Origin of the sequence: Conexibacter stalactiti (genome assembly GCF_033542075.1) — a bacterium.
GTDB classification, from domain to species: domain Bacteria; phylum Actinomycetota; class Thermoleophilia; order Solirubrobacterales; family Solirubrobacteraceae; genus Conexibacter; species Conexibacter stalactiti.
In genome coordinates this window covers 1-16885 of the sequence record NZ_JAWSTH010000126.1, presented here as the reverse complement: position 1 = coordinate 16885, position 16885 = coordinate 1, and the positions used below count along the sequence as shown (strand labels likewise).

General features: G+C 71.9%; 16 protein-coding genes. 2 read left to right on the top strand and 14 right to left on the bottom strand.

Annotation, left to right across the window (positions count from 1 at the left end):
* The 8 genes from gcvT to R7226_RS27915 form a co-directional block, all read right to left on the bottom strand.
* A partial coding sequence (gcvT, locus tag R7226_RS27950) for a glycine cleavage system aminomethyltransferase GcvT (protein WP_318600718.1) occupies nt 1-738 on the bottom strand: 738 nt, incomplete at its 3' end.
* Nucleotides 739-801: 63 nt separating this feature from the next.
* On the bottom strand, nt 802-1890 hold the full coding sequence (gene ftsZ / locus R7226_RS27945; RefSeq protein WP_318600716.1) for a cell division protein FtsZ: 1089 nt from the start codon (nt 1888-1890) through the stop codon (nt 802-804).
* Nucleotides 1891-2094: 204 nt separating this feature from the next.
* Complete coding sequence (locus R7226_RS27940) at nt 2095-3051, bottom strand: cell division protein FtsQ/DivIB (RefSeq protein WP_318600714.1); 957 nt, start codon at nt 3049-3051, stop codon at nt 2095-2097.
* Nucleotides 3052-3095: 44 nt separating this feature from the next.
* Complete coding sequence (gene murC / locus R7226_RS27935; protein WP_318600713.1) at nt 3096-4493, bottom strand: UDP-N-acetylmuramate--L-alanine ligase; 1398 nt, start codon at nt 4491-4493, stop codon at nt 3096-3098.
* Nucleotides 4494-4519: 26 nt separating this feature from the next.
* Complete coding sequence (locus R7226_RS27930; RefSeq protein ID WP_318600711.1) at nt 4520-4741, bottom strand: PIN domain-containing protein; 222 nt, start codon at nt 4739-4741, stop codon at nt 4520-4522.
* Nucleotides 4742-4773: 32 nt separating this feature from the next.
* Nucleotides 4774-5073 (bottom strand): hypothetical protein, encoded by a 300-nt coding sequence (locus tag R7226_RS27925; protein ID WP_318600710.1) that lies wholly within the window; start codon nt 5071-5073, stop codon nt 4774-4776.
* Between the two features lie 50 nt (nt 5074-5123).
* Nucleotides 5124-5786: a response regulator transcription factor gene (locus tag R7226_RS27920; RefSeq protein WP_318600709.1), complete on the bottom strand. Its 663-nt coding sequence runs from the start codon at nt 5784-5786 to the stop codon at nt 5124-5126.
* 34 nt (nt 5787-5820) lie between these two features.
* A complete protein-coding gene (locus tag R7226_RS27915) occupies nt 5821-6885 on the bottom strand; it encodes a sensor histidine kinase (protein ID WP_318600708.1) in 1065 nt (354 codons plus the stop codon).
* A gap of 199 nt (nt 6886-7084) precedes the next feature.
* Between R7226_RS27915 and R7226_RS27910 the strand changes: the two genes are divergently transcribed.
* Nucleotides 7085-8119 (top strand): fatty acid desaturase, encoded by a 1035-nt coding sequence (locus tag R7226_RS27910; RefSeq protein ID WP_318600706.1) that lies wholly within the window; start codon nt 7085-7087, stop codon nt 8117-8119.
* Between the two features lie 104 nt (nt 8120-8223).
* Nucleotides 8224-9444, top strand: coding sequence for an SGNH/GDSL hydrolase family protein (locus R7226_RS27905; protein ID WP_318600704.1), 1221 nt, complete (start codon nt 8224-8226; stop codon nt 9442-9444).
* Between the two features lie 95 nt (nt 9445-9539).
* Here the strand turns inward: R7226_RS27905 and murG are convergent, their stop codons facing one another.
* The 6 genes from murG to R7226_RS27875 form a co-directional block, all read right to left on the bottom strand.
* Nucleotides 9540-10616 carry an undecaprenyldiphospho-muramoylpentapeptide beta-N-acetylglucosaminyltransferase gene (murG, locus tag R7226_RS27900; protein ID WP_318600703.1) on the bottom strand — a complete coding sequence of 359 codons (1077 nt, stop codon included), beginning with the start codon at nt 10614-10616 and terminating at the stop codon, nt 9540-9542.
* A complete protein-coding gene (gene ftsW, locus R7226_RS27895) occupies nt 10525-11799 on the bottom strand; it encodes a putative lipid II flippase FtsW (RefSeq protein ID WP_318600702.1) in 1275 nt (424 codons plus the stop codon). Before ftsW ends, murG begins: the two co-directional genes overlap by 92 nt.
* A 75-nt stretch (nt 11800-11874) precedes the next feature.
* Nucleotides 11875-12843, bottom strand: coding sequence for a phospho-N-acetylmuramoyl-pentapeptide-transferase (mraY, locus tag R7226_RS27890; RefSeq protein WP_318600701.1), 969 nt, complete (start codon nt 12841-12843; stop codon nt 11875-11877).
* Between the two features lie 2 nt (nt 12844-12845).
* Nucleotides 12846-14321: a UDP-N-acetylmuramoyl-L-alanyl-D-glutamate--2,6-diaminopimelate ligase gene (locus R7226_RS27885; RefSeq protein ID WP_318600700.1), complete on the bottom strand. Its 1476-nt coding sequence runs from the start codon at nt 14319-14321 to the stop codon at nt 12846-12848.
* Between the two features lie 59 nt (nt 14322-14380).
* Nucleotides 14381-16042 (bottom strand): peptidoglycan D,D-transpeptidase FtsI family protein, encoded by a 1662-nt coding sequence (locus tag R7226_RS27880; RefSeq protein WP_318600698.1) that lies wholly within the window; start codon nt 16040-16042, stop codon nt 14381-14383.
* A gap of 10 nt (nt 16043-16052) precedes the next feature.
* Nucleotides 16053-16885 (bottom strand): hypothetical protein (locus R7226_RS27875; protein WP_318600696.1); only part of this gene is annotated, 833 nt, incomplete at its 5' end.

Sequence of the window (16885 nt, the reverse complement as noted above, 5' to 3'; positions counted from 1 at the left end):
GTTGCCATAGAGGTGAAAGCAGACCTCCAGCCGCAGCGTGTCACGCGCCGCCAGGCCGACCGGTGCGGCCCCGGCGTCGAGCAGCGCATCCCAGACGGTCGGCGCATGCGCCGGCGGCAGCAACAGCTCGACACCGTCCTCACCGGTGTAGCCGGTCCCGCAGACCAGCGCGGGCACGCCCGCGACGGTCGCCTCGACGGTCTTGAAACGGCCCGGCAGCGCCTCGCCCTGCGCCAACAGCGACTCGACCAGCGCGCGCGCTCTCGGCCCCTGCACCGCCAGCATCGCGTAGTCCGACGCGCGGTCGATCACCTCAACCCCGTCCGCCTCGGCAGCGTGACGCTGGAACCAGGCGAGGTCCTTCGCGTGGTTGGCGGCGTTCGTCACCGTCAGGTAGCGGTCCTCGGCGAGGCGGTAGGTGAAGAGGTCGTCGAGCACGCCGCCGTCCTCCTTGCAGAGGACGCTGTACTGCGCGCCGCCGACCGCGATCTTCGACACGTCATTGGAGAGGATCCGCTGCAGGAACGCGAGCGCACCCGGCCCGGCCGTCTCGACCTCACCCATGTGCGAGACGTCGAAGACGCCGACGCCCTCACGCACGGCGAGGTGCTCGGCTCTGATCCCGGCCGGATACTGGACCGGCATCTCCCAGCCCGCGAACGGCACCAGCTTGGCGCCGGCGGCCTGATGACGGGAGAACAGCGGGGTGTGGCGGAGGGACGTCTCAGGGGCGCTCATCGAGCGCCGCAATCTAGCAACGTGGGCGGCCGTCCCGGGGGCCGCCCGCCCCGTCCCGCGGGGTCAGCGCAGGAACGACGGAATATCGATGTCGTCGTCGCTGATCTCCAGCGACGAGCGCTGACGGTCGTCCATCGTCACGTCACGCCGCCTACGCGTCGTTCTGCTCGCCTCGCGCGCCTCGTTGGTGGCGCGCTGGACCGAGCCGCCGTGCTCGAAGCCGGTCGCGATCACCGTCACGCGGACGTCGTCGCCCATCGAGTCGTCGATCACGGCGCCGAAGATGATGTTCGACTGCGTGTCGGCAGCGGCCGAGACGATCTCTGCCGCCTCGTTGACCTCGAACAGGCCGAGGTCGTGACCGCCGGTGATGTTGAGCAGGATGCCGGTGGCGCCCTCGACGGAGGCCTCCAGCAGCGGCGAGGAGACGGCCGCCTTGGCGGCGTCGACCGCGCGCGTCTCGCCCGAGCCGGTGCCGATCCCCATCAGCGCCGTGCCGGCGTTGTGCATGATCGTGCGCACGTCGGCGAAGTCGAGGTTGATCAGGCCGGGGATCGTGATCAGGTCCGTGATGCCCTGGACGCCCTGGCGCAGCACGTTGTCGGCCTCGCGGAACGCCTCGATGATCGTCGTACGGCGCTCGACGACGCCGAGCAGCTTCTCGTTCGGGATCACGATCAGCGTGTCGACCTGCTCGCGCAGCCGCTGGATGCCCTCGTCGGCCTGGCGGTTGCGGTTGGCGCCTTCGAAGCTGAACGGGCGCGTGACGACGCCGACCGTCAGCGCGCCGATCTCGTTCTTCGCGATCTCGGCGATGACCGGAGCCGCGCCGGTGCCCGTGCCGCCACCCTCGCCCGCCGTCACGAAGACCATGTCGGCGCCCTTGAGCGCCTCCTTGATGTCGTCGCGCGACTCGGCCGCCGCACCATGTCCCACGTCGGGGTTCGCACCCGCGCCGAGGCCTCTGGTCAGTTCGTGGCCGATGTTGAGCTTGATGTCGGCGTCGCACATCTGCAGCGCCTGGGCGTCCGTGTTCGCAGCGATGAACTCGACGCCGCGCAGGCCGGCGTCGACCATGCGGTTGACCGCGTTGGTTCCACCGCCGCCGACACCGACGACCTTGATGACTGCGAGATAGCTGCCGCTTTCCATGAGGGTTACCGTCCGAGGCTGGAGTTAGCGTTGAGAGTTTGCCCCACGCCAGTGACTGGATTGTCGCACGTTACGGGCTATTTCGGCTGAGTGTCAACGGGGCCTGCAAGGCGCAAGATGCATTGCAGAATGCCGAACTCTCTAGCAGGTGTGGAGCGTTTTCCACACCCTGCCATGAGGCTCGACCTCAGGTTGACGGTTAGGTCAGGGGGTTGACTCCACGGTGGAATCGGGAGTTGTCGCATACGGGTCCGGCTCGCCGGTGACGCCGTCGGGATCGACCGCCGCACCCGTCTCGGGATCGATCACGACGCCTTCGGGCAGGTCGGGCTCGTCCGTTTCGCTCACAGCCGGGGCCCCGTCGGGCAGTCCGCCGACCGCCGGACGCTCCGGCGCGGTCACGTCGACGTAGCTGCCGCCGGCCGTTTCCGGGTCGGCGAGGACCGCCGCGGCGGCCGCCCACTTGGCGGCCAGCCGCTCCGGTGCGCCGAACCAGATTGCGGGGCCGTCGCGCAGCTTCAGCTCGAGTCCGTGCGCTCTCGTCGTCGCGACCTGCTCGACGCGCGCGCGCATCGCGGCCGGGGCGGCGCCGAGCGCGGCGAAGGCGCCGAGCGCCTCCCCCTCCTTCAGGCGCGAGCCGGCTGGCGTGCCGTGCAGCGGGACGAGCGGGAGCGCGTCGGAGGCGGCGACGTCGTGCAGCAACGTGCCGTCGGCGGTGACCGGCGTGCGTCTGTCGTCGAGCTCGATCGCGCCGACGGCGACGTTGGAGACGACGTGGACCCTGAGCCCGTGCGGAAAGTCGGTGCTGACCTCGATCCGCTTGACGATCGAGAACGGCGCGACGGCGCTGTCGAGCGCTTCGCTGCGCAGGTGAAGAGTGGTCATGCTCGTGCCGGCGCGGGTGAGCGCCTGCTCGATCTCGGCCGACTGGCTGCCGGTCAGACCGGTGACGGTCACGTCGCGGACGCCGACCAGCGACGAGTCGCGCAGCCAGAACCAGCCCGCGCTCACCAGCGCTATGAGCAGACCGAGCAGCAGCACGGTCCGCAGCCGCGGGCGGCGTGGCCGCACGCGCGTGACGCGGGCGGCCGAGCTGCCGACGCGACGCAGCGCGCGGCCGACTCCGAGCGGCGGTCGAATGGTCGAGTTCTGTTGCGGCATGCCACGGGGAGGTTCGACCCCGAGCGGTCGACGCCTCCCTTGATTTACGCGACGAGGCCGCGGCCGAACTGGTCGACGTCGCCGGCGCCCATCGCCAGGCAGAGGTCGCCGGGGCGCAGCTGGGCGCCCAGGTAGCGCGCGGCTTCGGCGAAGCCGGGCAGCCAGGCGACGCCTGCGACGGGGCCGTCGCGGCGCGCGTCGACCGCCGCCTGGGCAATCAGGCGGCCGCTGACGCCGGGAAAGTCGGCGGCCCGCTCGCGCGCGGGATAGACGTCGAGCAGCACGACGAGGTCGGCGGCGGCGAGCGCGGCGCCGAACTCGCGGGCGAGCGCGCGGGTGCGCGAGTAGAGGTGCGGCTGGAAGACGACGACGACGCGCCCGGGCGCGAGCGTGCGCGCCGCCGCGAGCGCGGCGGCGACCTCGGTCGGATGGTGGGCGTAGTCGGTGTAGATTCTCGCGCCGGCCGCGGAGGTGCCGAGCAGTTCGAAGCGGCGCCCGGCGCCGCGGAAGTCGGCGAGCGCGGCGGCCGCGCGAGCTGGATCGGCGCCGGCGAGGCGGCATGCCTCGAGCGCCGCGGCGGCGTTGAGCGCGTTGTGCGCGCCGGGAACCGAGAGCCGCACGTCATGTCCGCGCCAGCCGAACTGGACCCCGGAGGGGTCGAGGATCGGGTCCGGCACGTCGTAGGGGACGACGGCGACGCCATCCGCGCCTGCCTCGCCCGCGCCCACGCCGCCCGCTGCGCCCATGCCGGGCGTGAGCGCGACCAGCTCCGGCCGCTCCCACACGACGACGCCCTCGGACGCTCTCGCGAGGAAGGCGCGGAAGGTCTCGTCGACCTCCAGCCGCGAGCCGTACTCGCTGTGGTGGTCGAGCTCGGCGTTGGTCAGCACCGCGATGTCGGGATGCAGCTTGAGCAGCGAGCGGTCGGACTCGTCGGCCTCGACGACGACCAGCTCGCCGGCGCCCCAGCCGGCATTCGAGCCGGTCGAGCGCACCTCGCCGCCGACGAGGTAGCCGGGGTCGAGCCCGCAGCCGATCAAGGCGTGGACGATCATGCTCGACGTCGTCGTCTTGCCGTGGGTGCCGGAGACCGCGATGCAGCGCCGGCCCGGCAGGGCCGTGATCTCGCCGAGCAGGTCAGCGCGATGCAGCTCGGCCAGTCCGCGCTCCCGCCCGACCGCGCGCTCCGGGTTGTCCGCCGGCACCGCGGTCGAGAAGACGATCTCGACGTCCTCCCCCGCCGGCACGTTGGCGGCGTCGTGCCCCACCGCGACCGTCGCCCCGCCGTCGCGCAGCCGCGCGACGGTCGGCGAGTCGGCGCGGTCGGAGCCGCTGACCGTCGCCCCCAGCGCCGCACCGACGAGCGCAAGGCCGCTCATCCCCGCGCCGCCGATCCCGATGAAGTGGAGCCGCCGTCCGGCCCAGGGTCTCGCGTCCGTCACGGCCGGAGACCCTAGCGGTCACGGCGTCACGACAACGACCCCGCCGGCGCCAGCCAAAGGCTCTGGAAGTTCAGCACCTCGGCCAGCCGATCGAAGTGACGGTCGTAGTGCAGCACGTCGGCGCCGACCTCCTGCGCCGCCGCGGCGATCAGCGCGTCCGCGGCGCTCGTCTCGGTAGCGAGCCGCCACCGTGCCGTCGCGGTGGTGCTTCTGTCAATCCGCAGCCGGGCCGACGTGTCTGCGATCACGAACGCTGACGGGAACCTCGATGTCGAGTTCTTCATGGCATTTCGTCCCGGGTTCCGAGTTCGAGATCGAGGCCGTCGAGCCAGGTCCCTGCACCGGTGTCGATCATCCGGGCGAGCCCGCGCTGGTCGATCAGGTCCTCCGCCGATCGCGGCGGTCCTCCAGCCCAGCGCACCATCTCCGCCTTGACGTGGTAGCGACAGTGGAGCGCCGCGAGGATCTCCTGCTCGGTCTCGCAGACGTCGCCGCACCGCTCGGCACGGTGACGGTATGCCTCCAGCAACTCTGGAAGGAGGACGATCTCCGGGTTGGGGTGCGTCGTCTGAATCGTCATGCGAGCAACCGTACGAAGCGGCCTCGCAAAGGTCTACAGCGTGTGTGTTGTCAGCGCTCGCCCGCGCCCAGGTACGCCAGCACCGCGAGCACGCGGCGGTGGTCGTCGTCGGTCGTCGGCAGGTCGAGCTTGGCGAAGATGTTGGAGACGTGCTTCTCGACCGCGCCCGGGGTGACGACCATCGCGCGGGCGATGCCGGCGTTCGTCTTGCCCTCGGCCATCAGCGCCAGCGCCTCGCGCTCGCGCGGGGTCAGGCCCTCCAGCGCGCCGCTCGACGAACCGGCGCCGCGCGCCCTCACCAGCTCGGCGACGACCTCGCGGTCGAGCGCGGTGCCGCCGCCGGCGACCCGCTCCAGCGCCTCGACGAAGGTCCGCACCTCGCCGACGCGCTCCTTCAGCAGGTAGCCGATGCCGCCGTCGCCGGAGGCGAGCAGCTCGCTCGTGTAGACCGGCTCGACGTACTGCGACAGGATCAGGATCGCCAGTCTCGGATCTCGCGCGCGGGCCTCGATCGCCGCGCGCACGCCCTCGTCGGTGAAGGTCGGCGGCAGCCGCACGTCGACGATCGCGAGGTCCGGTCTGTGGCCGGCGGCGATCCGCAGCAGGCCCTCGCCGTCGTCGGCTTGGGCGACGACGTCGATCCCGCGCTCTCTCAGCAGCGCGACCAAGCCCTCGCGCAGGAGGAGGTTGTCCTCGGCGATCACGACGCGCATGTGGCGCCCTCCCGGCCAGTGATGGTGGCGGCGACTACGCGCATGGCAGCTCCGCACGAATCGCGGTTCCGACGCCATCGGGGCTCGTCACGCGCAGCGAGCCGTCGATCGCCTCGACGCGGTTGCGCAGTCCCAGCAGGCCGGTCGATCCGCCGCCGGCGCGCACCGCGTCGCCGACCACCGCACCGCCCGAGCCGTCGTCGACGACCTCGACGACGAGCGTGCCGTCGCGCTCAGCCAGCGTCACGCGCGCGGAGGCCGACGGCGCGTGCTTGGCGACGTTCGTCAGCGCCTCGGCGACGACGAAGTAGGCGGCGGTCTCGACGACCGGCGGCAGCCGTCTGTCCAACCTCGCGTCGACGGCGACCGGCACGGCCGAGCGCTGGCCGAGCGACTCGACCGCCGCGACGAGGCCGCGGTCGGCCAGCACCGGCGGGGCGATCCCGCGCGCGAGGTCGCGCAGCTCCTTGATCGCCGCGCCGGCCTCGCCGCGCGCCGCCCGCACCAGCTCGGCGACCTCCGGCTGGTCCTCCAGCCGCTCCTCAGCCCGTCCCAGCTGCATCGACAGCGCGACCAGGCGCGCCTGCGCGCCGTCGTGCAGGTCGCGCTCGATCCGCCGCAGCTCGGCCGCCTGCACGTCGAGCGCGCCGCGGCGGGTGCGCGTCAGCTGGTCGACGCGCTCGGTCAGCTGGCGCTCGCGCAACGTCGGCAGCAGCCCCTTGTTGACGACGAGCGCGTGGACGCCGAGCAGCGTGCCGAAGCCGACGAGCGGCCAGATCGGCCAGAAGTAGCCGCCGCCGGCCATCGCCCACAGCACGACCTGGAGGCCGACGACGAAGGCCGTCACCTCCGCATGCACGTCGAGCGGCCGCATGCGGCCCTCCAGCGCCTCGATCAGATGCCGGCCGAGCATGTGCACGCCGAGCGTGACGAAGAGGCCGAGCCAGACCCACATCGGCCAGAAGTAGCCGGCGCCGGTCAGCGCCCACACGATCGTGACGATCCCGCCGGCGAGGCCGACGATCGCGCCGTGCAGCGCGAGCGTCACCTCGTACTCGTCGGGCGCGCGTGTCTCGTCGTCACGTTCGGGGGCGGACATCGCAGGGAAGATCATGCCGGACAATCTCCCAGCGGGAGAACCGCCCGTCATTGCGGCCCGTACCAGTTCTCAGGCAGCGCCCACCCGGTCGTTATCGGGGGTTAACCACACCACGGTTCGCTTGCAGTCATCATTCCAGGACCGGCGCCGCCGCTAGAAGATCGGCGCCCCGTTCACCACGACGAGGCGGTCGATCACGATGCAGACGGAGGAACGGCCGAGAGCGGCCGTGCAACACAACCCCTGGCGTGCCCAGCTTCAGCCCTATTCGACGCCCGATCCGAAGCGGACGTGGCTCGATCTGGCGACCTCGGTGCTGCCGTATCTGCTGCTGTGGCCGGCGATGGTCTGGTCGCTCGACGTCTCGTACTGGCTGACGCTGCTGCTGGCCGTGCCGGCCTCGGGCTTCCTGCTGCGCACGTTCATCATGTTCCACGACTGCGGCCACGGCTCGCTGTTCGTCTCCAAGCGCGCGAACACGTGGGTCGGCCGCTTCACCGGCCTGCTCGTCTTCACGCCCTACGCCTCCTGGCGCCACAGCCACGCCGTCCACCACGCGACGGCCGGCGACCTCGATCGCCGCGGCGAAGGCGACGTGCCGACGATGACAGTCGCGGAGTTCAACGCGGCGAGCCTGCCGGTCAGAATCGGCTACCGCCTCTTCCGCAGCCCGCTGATCCTCTTCACCTTCGGCCCGATCTGGTCGTTCACCGTCTATCCGCGGCTGATCAACAGAAACATGCGGCCGCGGATCCGCAACAGCGTGCTGATCACCAACGTCGTGCTGGCCGCCAGCATCGCGGCCGTCTGCTGGCTGATCGGCTGGCAGGCGTTCCTGCTGATCCAGGGCCCGATGGTGCTGATGGCCGGCGGCGCCGGCGTCTGGCTGTTCTTCGTCCAGCATCAGTTCGAGGACACCTACTGGGAGACCACCGGCGAGTGGACCTACGCCGATGCGGCGCTGCGCGGCAGCTCGTACCTGAAGCTCCCCCAGCCGCTGAAGTTCTTCTCCGGCAACATCGGCCTCCACCACGTCCACCACCTCTCCGCGCGCGTGCCGAACTACAAGCTGCAGGCGGCGCACGACGACCTCGAGGTCTTCCACGACGTGCCGGTCCTGACGGTCTGGGACGCGCTGAAGGCGCCGCGGCTGAAGCTGTGGGACGAGGAGCGCGGCCGCATCGTCACGTTCCGCGAGGCGCGCCAGCCGGTCGCCAAGCCGGTCCCCGCCTAGGCAGCGCCCGCGCGCCAGCGGCGTGCGTTTGCGCCCCGCCCCCTTCGTGGTATCCCCCATCATCGCTCCGGTGCTCGCCGGAGAGACCAAGGGGAGGAGAGCTGATGCGGGGATCAGGCCGTCGCGCGCTGCGCGGGCTCAGTTGTGCAGTCGCGGCCGCGGGCGCGGTCGCGGCGGGGTTACCGGGGGCGGCGGCCGCTGACGGCCCCGGCTCCGGCACGCCGACCGTCGTGACGCTCGGCGACTCGGCGATCTCGGGCGAGGCCGGCCGCTGGGCCGGCAACACCAACCAGTCGTCGTCGAAGGTCGACGCGCTCGGCTCGACCGCGTACTGGGACGCGCCCGGCGGCGAGGCGATCAGAGGCTGCCACCGCTCCAGAAGCGCGCAGGCGTTCATCGGCGGCGGCGTGCAGAGCGCCAACCTCGCCTGCTCCGGCGCGCGCACCTACACGCACGGGACCGCGTCGGGCGAGGACTTCAAGCCCGGGATCGACTTCTACAGCGACGCGCAGGGCCGCAGAGGACAGGCGCTGGCGCTGCAGGAGTACGCCGCGACCCACAACGTCACGGCCGTCGTCGTGATGATCGGCGCCAACAACTACGGCTTCGCCGACGTCGTCACGCGCTGCGTGCAGAACTGGCTGACGTCGCCGTCGTGGTGGAAGAACTACTGCTCCGACGACTCCGACATCTCGTCGCGCTTCACCGCCGCGCGCCAGGCGACCGAGACGACCAACGTCCGCGACGCGCTGCTGCGGGTCGCGCAGGCGATGAGCAACGCCGGCTACAGCGCGTCCCAGTACACGATCGTCGGGCAGACCTACTGGAACCCGATCCCGCGCAGCGACAGAGCGCGCTACCCGGAGACCGGCTTCACGCGCCAGTCGGTCGGCGGCTGCGGCGCCTGGAACCGCGACGTCAACTGGGCCAACGACGTCGTCGTGCCGGCGATGAACAACTCGATGCGCAACGCGCTGCCGGCGAGCGGCCTGCCGAACACGGTCCTGCTCGACCTGCAGACCGCCTTCGACGGCCGCCGCCTGTGCGAGAACACGGTCGGGCTGCTGGAGGAGAGAGGCGTCGCGACGTGGAGAAGCGCCGGGGCGGTCGACCAGTCGGAGTGGGTCAACCAGATCCGCACCGTCACGACGATCGTCGGCCCCTACCAGTTGCAGGAGAGCATCCACGCGAACTACTGGGGCCAGCTGGCGATGCGCAACTGCCTGCGGCAGGTCTACAACGGCGGCGCGCCGAGAGGCGGCACGTGCGTCCGCACCGCGAACGGCCTGAACGCCCAGGGCGAGCCGAACATGGGTATCCAATGAGCTGACCGTGCCGGCGTACGTGCAGCGGCTCCGCTTCCCCCGGCGGAGCCGGCGCCGGCCCACTGGCGGCCGCCGGTCAGCGCCGCTCCGCGTCCTCAGCGCGCCTGACCGGCGGCCGTCAGCAACTCGCTCGCAATGGCCTGCGCCGCGTCCGGCCGCGCCAGCGCGGCGGAGGCGGCCGCCATCGACGCCAGCCGCGCGGGGTCGCCGAGCAGCGCGCCGACCTCGGCCGCCAGCCGCTCGGCCGTCAGCTCGCTGTCGGGCACGACGACCGCGGCGCCGGCCTGCTCCATCCAGCGCGCGTTGGCGCTCTGGTGGTCGGCGGCGGCGTGCGGGTACGGGACCAGGATCGCCGCTCTGCCGGCGGCCGCGACCTCGAAGATCGATCCGCCCGAGCGCGCGACGACGAGGTCGGCGGCCAGCAGCGCCTCGCCGAAGCCGTCGATGTATCTGCGCAGGTCGTAGTGCTCGCCGGGCGATCTGAGCGAATCGAAGTCGCGCGCGCCGGCGGCGTGGACGATCCGCAGCGGCCGGCCGTGCGGATCAGGCGCGGCGAACGCCTCCAGCGCGGCGGTGTTGATCGAGCGCGCGCCGAGCGAGCCGCCGAAGACGACGACGGCCGTCTCCTCCTCGCCCAGGCCGAAGCGAGCGCGCGCGGCGGCACGGTCGGTCGCCGGCGGCGGCACCGGGCGGCCGGTGACGAGGTAGCGCTCATCGTCGCGGCCCTCCAAGGGGAACGCGAGGCAGACGCGCCGCGCGAAGCGGGCGAGCGCGCGGTTGGAGATGCCGAGGTGGCTGTCGGCCTCCGTCAGCACGAGCGGCAGCCGCAGCGACGCGGCCGCGGCGCCGACGGTGCCGGCGACGTAGCCGCCGCCGCCCATCACGGCGTCGGGCTTCAGCTCCTTCAGCAGCCCACGCGCCTTCACGCCCCCCGCGGCCGCCTTGCCGACGGCGCGCGCCGCCTTCAGCGGGTTGGTGCGGCTGATCCCCTCGACCGCGAGCGTGCGCAGCTCGTAGCCGGCGGCCGGCACCAGCTCGCGCTCGGCCCGCTCCCCGCCGACGAAGACGACCTCGGCGCCGTCAGCCCGCAGCGCGTCGGCGACTGCCAGCGCCGGCACGACGTGGCCCGCCGTCCCGCCGGCGGCGATCACGATCCTGATCGGCGCGCTCACGTTGGCGTTCCGGTTCGACCAGCCGCATGTACGCGCGGTTGCGGTCGGCGAGGTTCAGCAGCAGCCCGACGGCCGCGAGGATCACGATCAGGTTGGTCGGCCCGTACGAGACGAACGGCAGCGGCACGCCCGTGAGCGGCGCCATGCCGAGCACGACGAAGATGTTGAGGATCGCCTGACATGAGATGAGGGCGGTGAGACCGACCGCCAGCAGCTTTGCATATTGGTCGCTCGCGCTCCGTGCGATCCGCAGCCCCGACCAGACGATCAGGCCGAACAGCGAGATCACGACGGTGACGCCCACCAGGCCCAGCTCCTCGCCGATCACGGCGAGGATGAAGTCGGTGTGGGCCTCCGGCAGGTAGAAGACCTTCTGCACCGACTGGCCGATGCCGACGCCGAAGAGGCCGCCGGAGCCGAGCGCGATCTGGCCTTGGACCGACTGGAAGCCATCGCCCGACTTCGACGCCCACGGGTCGAGGAACGAGGTCAGGCGATCCTGCTGGTACGGCTGCAGCAGCACCAGGATCAGCAGCAGCATGAGGCCGATCCCGGCGCAGTAGCCGAGGTACTTCATCGGCACGCCGGCGACGATCAGCAGCGAGGCGACGATGCCGACCATCACCAGCGTCGTGCCGGTGTCGGGCTGGATGATTACGAGCGCGCAGGCGGCGCCGGCGACGTAGCCGACCGGGCTCAGCATGTCCTTGAACGAGCGCTGGATCCGGCGCGGGTTCGCGGCCAGGAACTGCGCGCAGTAGAGGATCAGCGCCAGCTTCATGAACTCCGACGGCTGCGGCGAGAAGAGGCCGGGGCCGAGCCACGAGCGGGCGCCGTTGACCTCGGTCCCGATCCCCGGGATCAGCACCAGCACGAGCGCCGCGAAGGAGCCGAGCAGCAGCAGCGGCGTGAACCGTCTCATCAGCTCGACGCCGTGGCGCGACATCACGTGCATGCCGGCGAGCGCTATCAGCCCGAGCCCGACGTAGCGGATCAGGTACGCGGTGCCGGAGCCCCCGCCTTCCAGCAGGTTGCGGGCCGAGGAGGCGCTGTAGACCATCACGGCGCCGATCGCGATCAGGCACAGCGTCGCCGTGATCAGCACGCGGTGCTCGATCGGCCGCGGCTGCGTCGGAACGCGCTCGCGACGCTTCACACGCGGGACGCGGACGGCACGCGCCACCTGGTTCCCTCGGTCGTCATGTCCTGGTGCATCCAGGAGAGCTTCGACGCCGGCGGCGCGAAGCCTTCGAGCCGGCTAACGGATGCTCTGCTGGTAGATCGTGAAGCCGATCGCGGCACAGACCGCGGCGATGATCCAGAAGCGCAGGATGATCTTCGTCTCCGACCAGCCGCGAAGCTCGAAATGGTGGTGGATCGGCGCCATCAGGAAGACCCGTCGCCTGAACGTCTGGAAGGCGAAGACCTGGATCGCGACCGACAGCGTCTCGATCACGAAGATCCCGCCGAGGATCACGAGCAGGATCTCGGTCTTCGTCATCACCGCCAGGCCCGCGATCGCGCCGCCGAGCCCGAGCGAGCCGGTGTCGCCCATGAAGATGTTGGCGGGAAAGGAGTTGAACCAGAGGAAGCCGACGCAGGCGCCGACGAGGCAGGCGGCCAGCAGCGACAGCTCCTGCTGCCCGGTCGTGATGAAGGTGATCCCGATGAAGGCGAGCAGCACGATCGCCGCGCAGCCGGCCGCGAGGCCGTCGAGCCCGTCGGTCAGGTTGACGCCGCTGGTCGTGCCGGCGACGACGAGGTAGATGAAGACGGGATAGAGGAAGCCGAGGTCGATCTGGGCGTCGACGACGCGCAGCCGCAGCGTCGGCTGCAGGCCGGCGCCTCTCGTCGCCGCCAGCCACAGCCCGATCGAGATCAGCACCGTGGCGGCGAGCTTCGTGCGCCCTCTGACGCCGAGCGAGCGGCGGTGGACGACCTTCGTGTAGTCGTCGACGAAGCCGATCAGCGCGCAGGCGATCGCGGTCCCGAAGACGCCGACGGCGAGCCAGTCGTAGTCGGTCAGGATCAGGAACGGGATCGAGACCGCGGTGAAGATGATGATCCCGCCCATCGTCGGCGTGCCGGCCTTCGCGTGATGGCCCTCAGGACCTTCCGCGCGGATCTGCTGGCCGAACTCGCGCTCGCGGATGAAGGCGATGAACTTCGGGCTGAGGAAGATGCAGAGCAGCAGCGAGGCCGTGCCCGCGATCAGGATCCGTCCCATGGTCAGCCCGCCCCGTTCCGCACGGCCCGCAGCGCCTCGCGCGCGACCGTGACGTCGTCGAACGGGAGTTTGCGACCTGCCTCAAACTCCTGCCCCTGTTCGTGCCCCTTGCCCGCGATCACGACGACGTCGCCGGCCTGCGCGGCCGCGATCGCGTCATGGATCGCTCTGCGGCGGTCGACCTCGACGTGGACGTGCGGGCCGCTGCCGGTGCCCTCGGCGACGTCGCGCAGGATCGCGGCGGGATCCTCGGAGCGCGGGTTGTCGGAGGTGGCGAAGGTCTCATCGGAGAGGCGCGCGGCGATCTCCCCCATCAGCGGCCGCTTCGTACGGTCGCGGTCGCCGCCGCAGCCGAAGACGCTCAGCACGCGCCGCGCGGTCAGGCCGCGCGCGGCCCGCAGCACGTTGTCGAGCGAGTCCGGCGTGTGCGCGTAGTCGACGAGGACGGCGAACGGCTGGCCCTCGTCGACCGGCTCGAAGCGGCCGGGCACGCGGCCGGCCTGCGGCAGCGCGGCGGCGATCTCGGCCAGCGGGACGCCGAGCGCGCGCACCGCCGCGACGGCGCCGAGCACGTTCTGGACGTTGAAGCGGCCCGGCAGCGGGGTTCTGAGCGCCAGCGGCCCCTCCGGCGTCAGCGCCGTGAAGGTCGAGCCGGTCAGGCTGGTCGTGAGGTCGGTCGCGCGGTAGTCGGCGTCGCCGTCGATCGCGATCGTCAGCAGGCCCGCGCCCTCGGCGCGCAGCTCGTCGGCGAGACGGCGGCCGTAGGCGTCGTCGACGTTGACGACCGCGACGCCGTCGAGCAGCGCCGGCTCGAACAGGCGGCGCTTGGCGAGGTAGTACTCCTCCATCGTCGGATGGAAGTCGAGGTGGTCCTGCGTCAGGTTCGTGAAGATCGCGGCGGCGAAGCGGGTCGCGTCGGCGCGGTGCAGCTCCAGCGCATGCGAGGAGACCTCGATCGCGGCCGCGACGTCGCCGCCGTCGAGCATCGCGCGGAAGTCGCGCTGCAGCTCGATCGCCTCGGCGGTCGTGCGCTGCACCTCGCGCTCGCTGCCGCCGACGATCGCGGCGACGGTGCCGAGCAGGCCGGTCTGCCGGCCGGCGGCCTCCAGCAGGCCGCGGACGAGGTAGGCGGTCGTCGTCTTGCCGTTGGTCCCGGTCACGCCGACGACCTGCAGCGTCTCGCTCGGGCGACCGTAGAAGGCGGCGGCGGCCGGCGCCATCGCGCCGCGCACCGACGGGACGACGACCTCCGGCACGCCGAGGCCGAGTGGCCGCTCGACGACGAGCGCGGAGGCGCCACGTTCGATCGCGTCGGGCGCGAAGTCGTGCCCATCACGGGTGAAGCCGGGCACGCAGAAGAAGAGCGTTCCCGGCTGGACCTTCCGGTTGTCGTAGGCGAGCGCGGCGATCTCGACGCCGCCGGCAGAGCCGGCCAGCGGAGACGCGTCTGCGCTGCCGATCACGTCCAGCAGCTTCATCGGGCGACGAGTGTACTCGGGCCGCCCGACCCTTCCCCGCGCGGCTGCCGCCGCGCCCGTCAATTCGGCTGCACGCCGAAGTACGGCAGCGCCCATGCCGCGATCTTCTGGAAGGCGGGCGCCGCCACGTCGCCGCCGTAGATCGAGCCCTGCGGCTCGTCGACGACGACCGATATCAGCAGCCTCGGGTCCGAGACCGGCGCGAAGCCCATGAACGAGGCGATGTAGCGCTCTCTGGAGTACTCGCCGGTCTCCGGGTCGACCTTGTTGGCGGTGCCGGTCTTGCCGGCGAGGTCGTAGCCGGGGATCGCCGCCTCCGACGCGGTGCCGCCGGCCGCCAGCACGCCTCTCAGCATCTCGCGCACCTCGGAGGAGGTCTGCTCGGAGATGATCCGTCTGCCTCTCTTGAGCGGGACTCTGACGCCGCCGACACTCTCGATCATCCGCGGCGTGCGCAGGACGCCGCCGTTGGCGACCGCCGAGTACGCCTGCATCATCTGCAACGGCGTGACCGCCTGGCCCTGGCCGATCGGCAGGTTGGCGATCGAGGAGCCGGAGTAGTCGTCGTAGGTCGGCACGATGCCGATCTCCTCGCCCGGCAGCTCGACGCCGGTTCTTCTGCCGAAGCCGAAGATGTCGACCCACTGGCTGAAGCGCGTCGCGCCCATGTCGAGCGCGATTCTGACCGCGCCGATGTTGCTCGACTCGGCGAGGATCTTCGAGACCGTCGCCGTCTCCTCGCCGCGCGCGTGCGAGTCGTGCAGGATGCGGTCGGCGACGTGCAGCTCGACCGGCAGGTAGTAGGTCTTGTCAGGTGTCGCGGTGCCGTCTTCGAGCGCGCCGGCGACGGTGAACGCCTTGAAGGTCGAGCCCGGCTCGAAGGTGAAGCCGACGGCGCGGTTCTGCTGCGCGTAGGCGGGCGCGCCGCCAGGGTCGTTGGCGTCGACGCGCGGCCAGTTGGCGAGCGCCAGCACCTCGCTCGTCTGCGGGTTCATCACGATCGCGGTCGCGCCTCTGGGGCGGTAGAGCTTGCCGACGCCCTCCAGCACGCTCTCGACCTTCTCCTGCAGGCCGGCGTCGAGCGTCAGCTCGACGTCTCTGCCGGCGACGATCGGCGTCTGGTCCTTGATCGAGATCGGCTCGCCGAGCGCGTCGTTGACGATCCTGCGGACGCCGTCCTGGCCGCGCAGGACGTCGTCCTTGCCGTACTCGAGGCCGGTGCCGCCGCCGGGCTCCTCGCTGGAGGAGCCGAGCAGCTGCGACGCGAGCCAGCCGCGCGGGTATCTGCGCAGCGAGCTGGGCGTGAAGGCGATCCCGTCGATGTCGAGTCTGCGGATCTTGTTCGCCTGCTGCGCGGGCACGCGGCGGCCGAGGTAGACGAAGCCGCCGTCGGTGTTGAGCTTTCTGAGCGTCTCGTCCTCGGTCTGACCGAGCAGCGGCGCCAGCTGCTGCGCCGCTCTGAGCTTGTCTCTGACGATGTACGGCGTCGCGGAGATGTCGCTCGCGACCTCGGAGATCGCGAGCACGTTCCCGCGCCGGTCGGTGATCGTGCCGCGCGGTGCGGGCATCGTGACCGTCTGCACCTGCTGCGTGGCGGCGGCCCGCTTGAGCGCCGGCGCTCTGACGGCGCCGAGCCAGCCGGCGCGCACGAAGGCCGCGCCGAGCGCGAGCACGAAGATCAGGAAGAGCAGGCCGATCCGGCGGTCGGTCAGGGTCGGCACGGGCTCGGCCTCAGCCCGTGGGCGCGCTCGCGCCGCCGGCGGTCGCGTCGGCGGTGTCGGTCGTGCCGGCGGTGTCGGTCGTGCCGGCGTCGGCGGTGCCGGTGTCGGTCGTGCCGGTGGCGGCCGGGTCGGTCGTGCCGGCGCCGGTCGTCGCGGCCGCGTCGGTGGTGTCCGTGGCGGTCGTCGTGTCGGTGCCGGTCGTGCCGGTCGTGCCCGTGGCCGCGCCGGCCGTCGTACCGTTGGTGGTCGTCGTGCCGTCGGCGGTCGTGCTCGCGTCGGTCGTGGCGGCGTCCGTGCCGTCGGTGCCGGTGGCCGTCGCGTCAGTGCCCGCGAGCGCGGGGTCGGTCGCGGCCTCGGCGGCGGCGAGGTCCTCGGCGGTCGGGTCGCCGTCGGTCGAGATCGCGGCCGAGGCGGCGGCGGTCGCGGCGTCAGGCGCTCTCATCGTGCGCGTCGCGTTGCCGGTGTCGCCCGGCGTGGAGCGGACGAACCTCGGCGAGCCCTGCGGCGGCATCACGAGCCCCATCTGCGTCGCGGCCGCGACGATCCGCTCGGAGTCTGTCAGGCGCGAGATGTCGCCCTGGAACGCGCGGTTCTGCTCCTCCAGCTTGGCGCTCTGCTCGACGGCGGAGCCGATCCCGGCGTTCAGCTTCAGCAGCGAGAGCTGCAGCGTGACGAGGCCGACGAGCAGCGTGCAGATCAGCACGATCCACATGCGGCCGCCGATCAGGCGGTCGAGCAGACGATGGTCGGGCAGCGCGCGGACCCAGCCGACGAAGCGGGCGCCGAGCGGCAGGTCGGCGCGCGCGCCGCGCGCGGGGCGCGGCGCCGGGGCGGGCGCGGGCG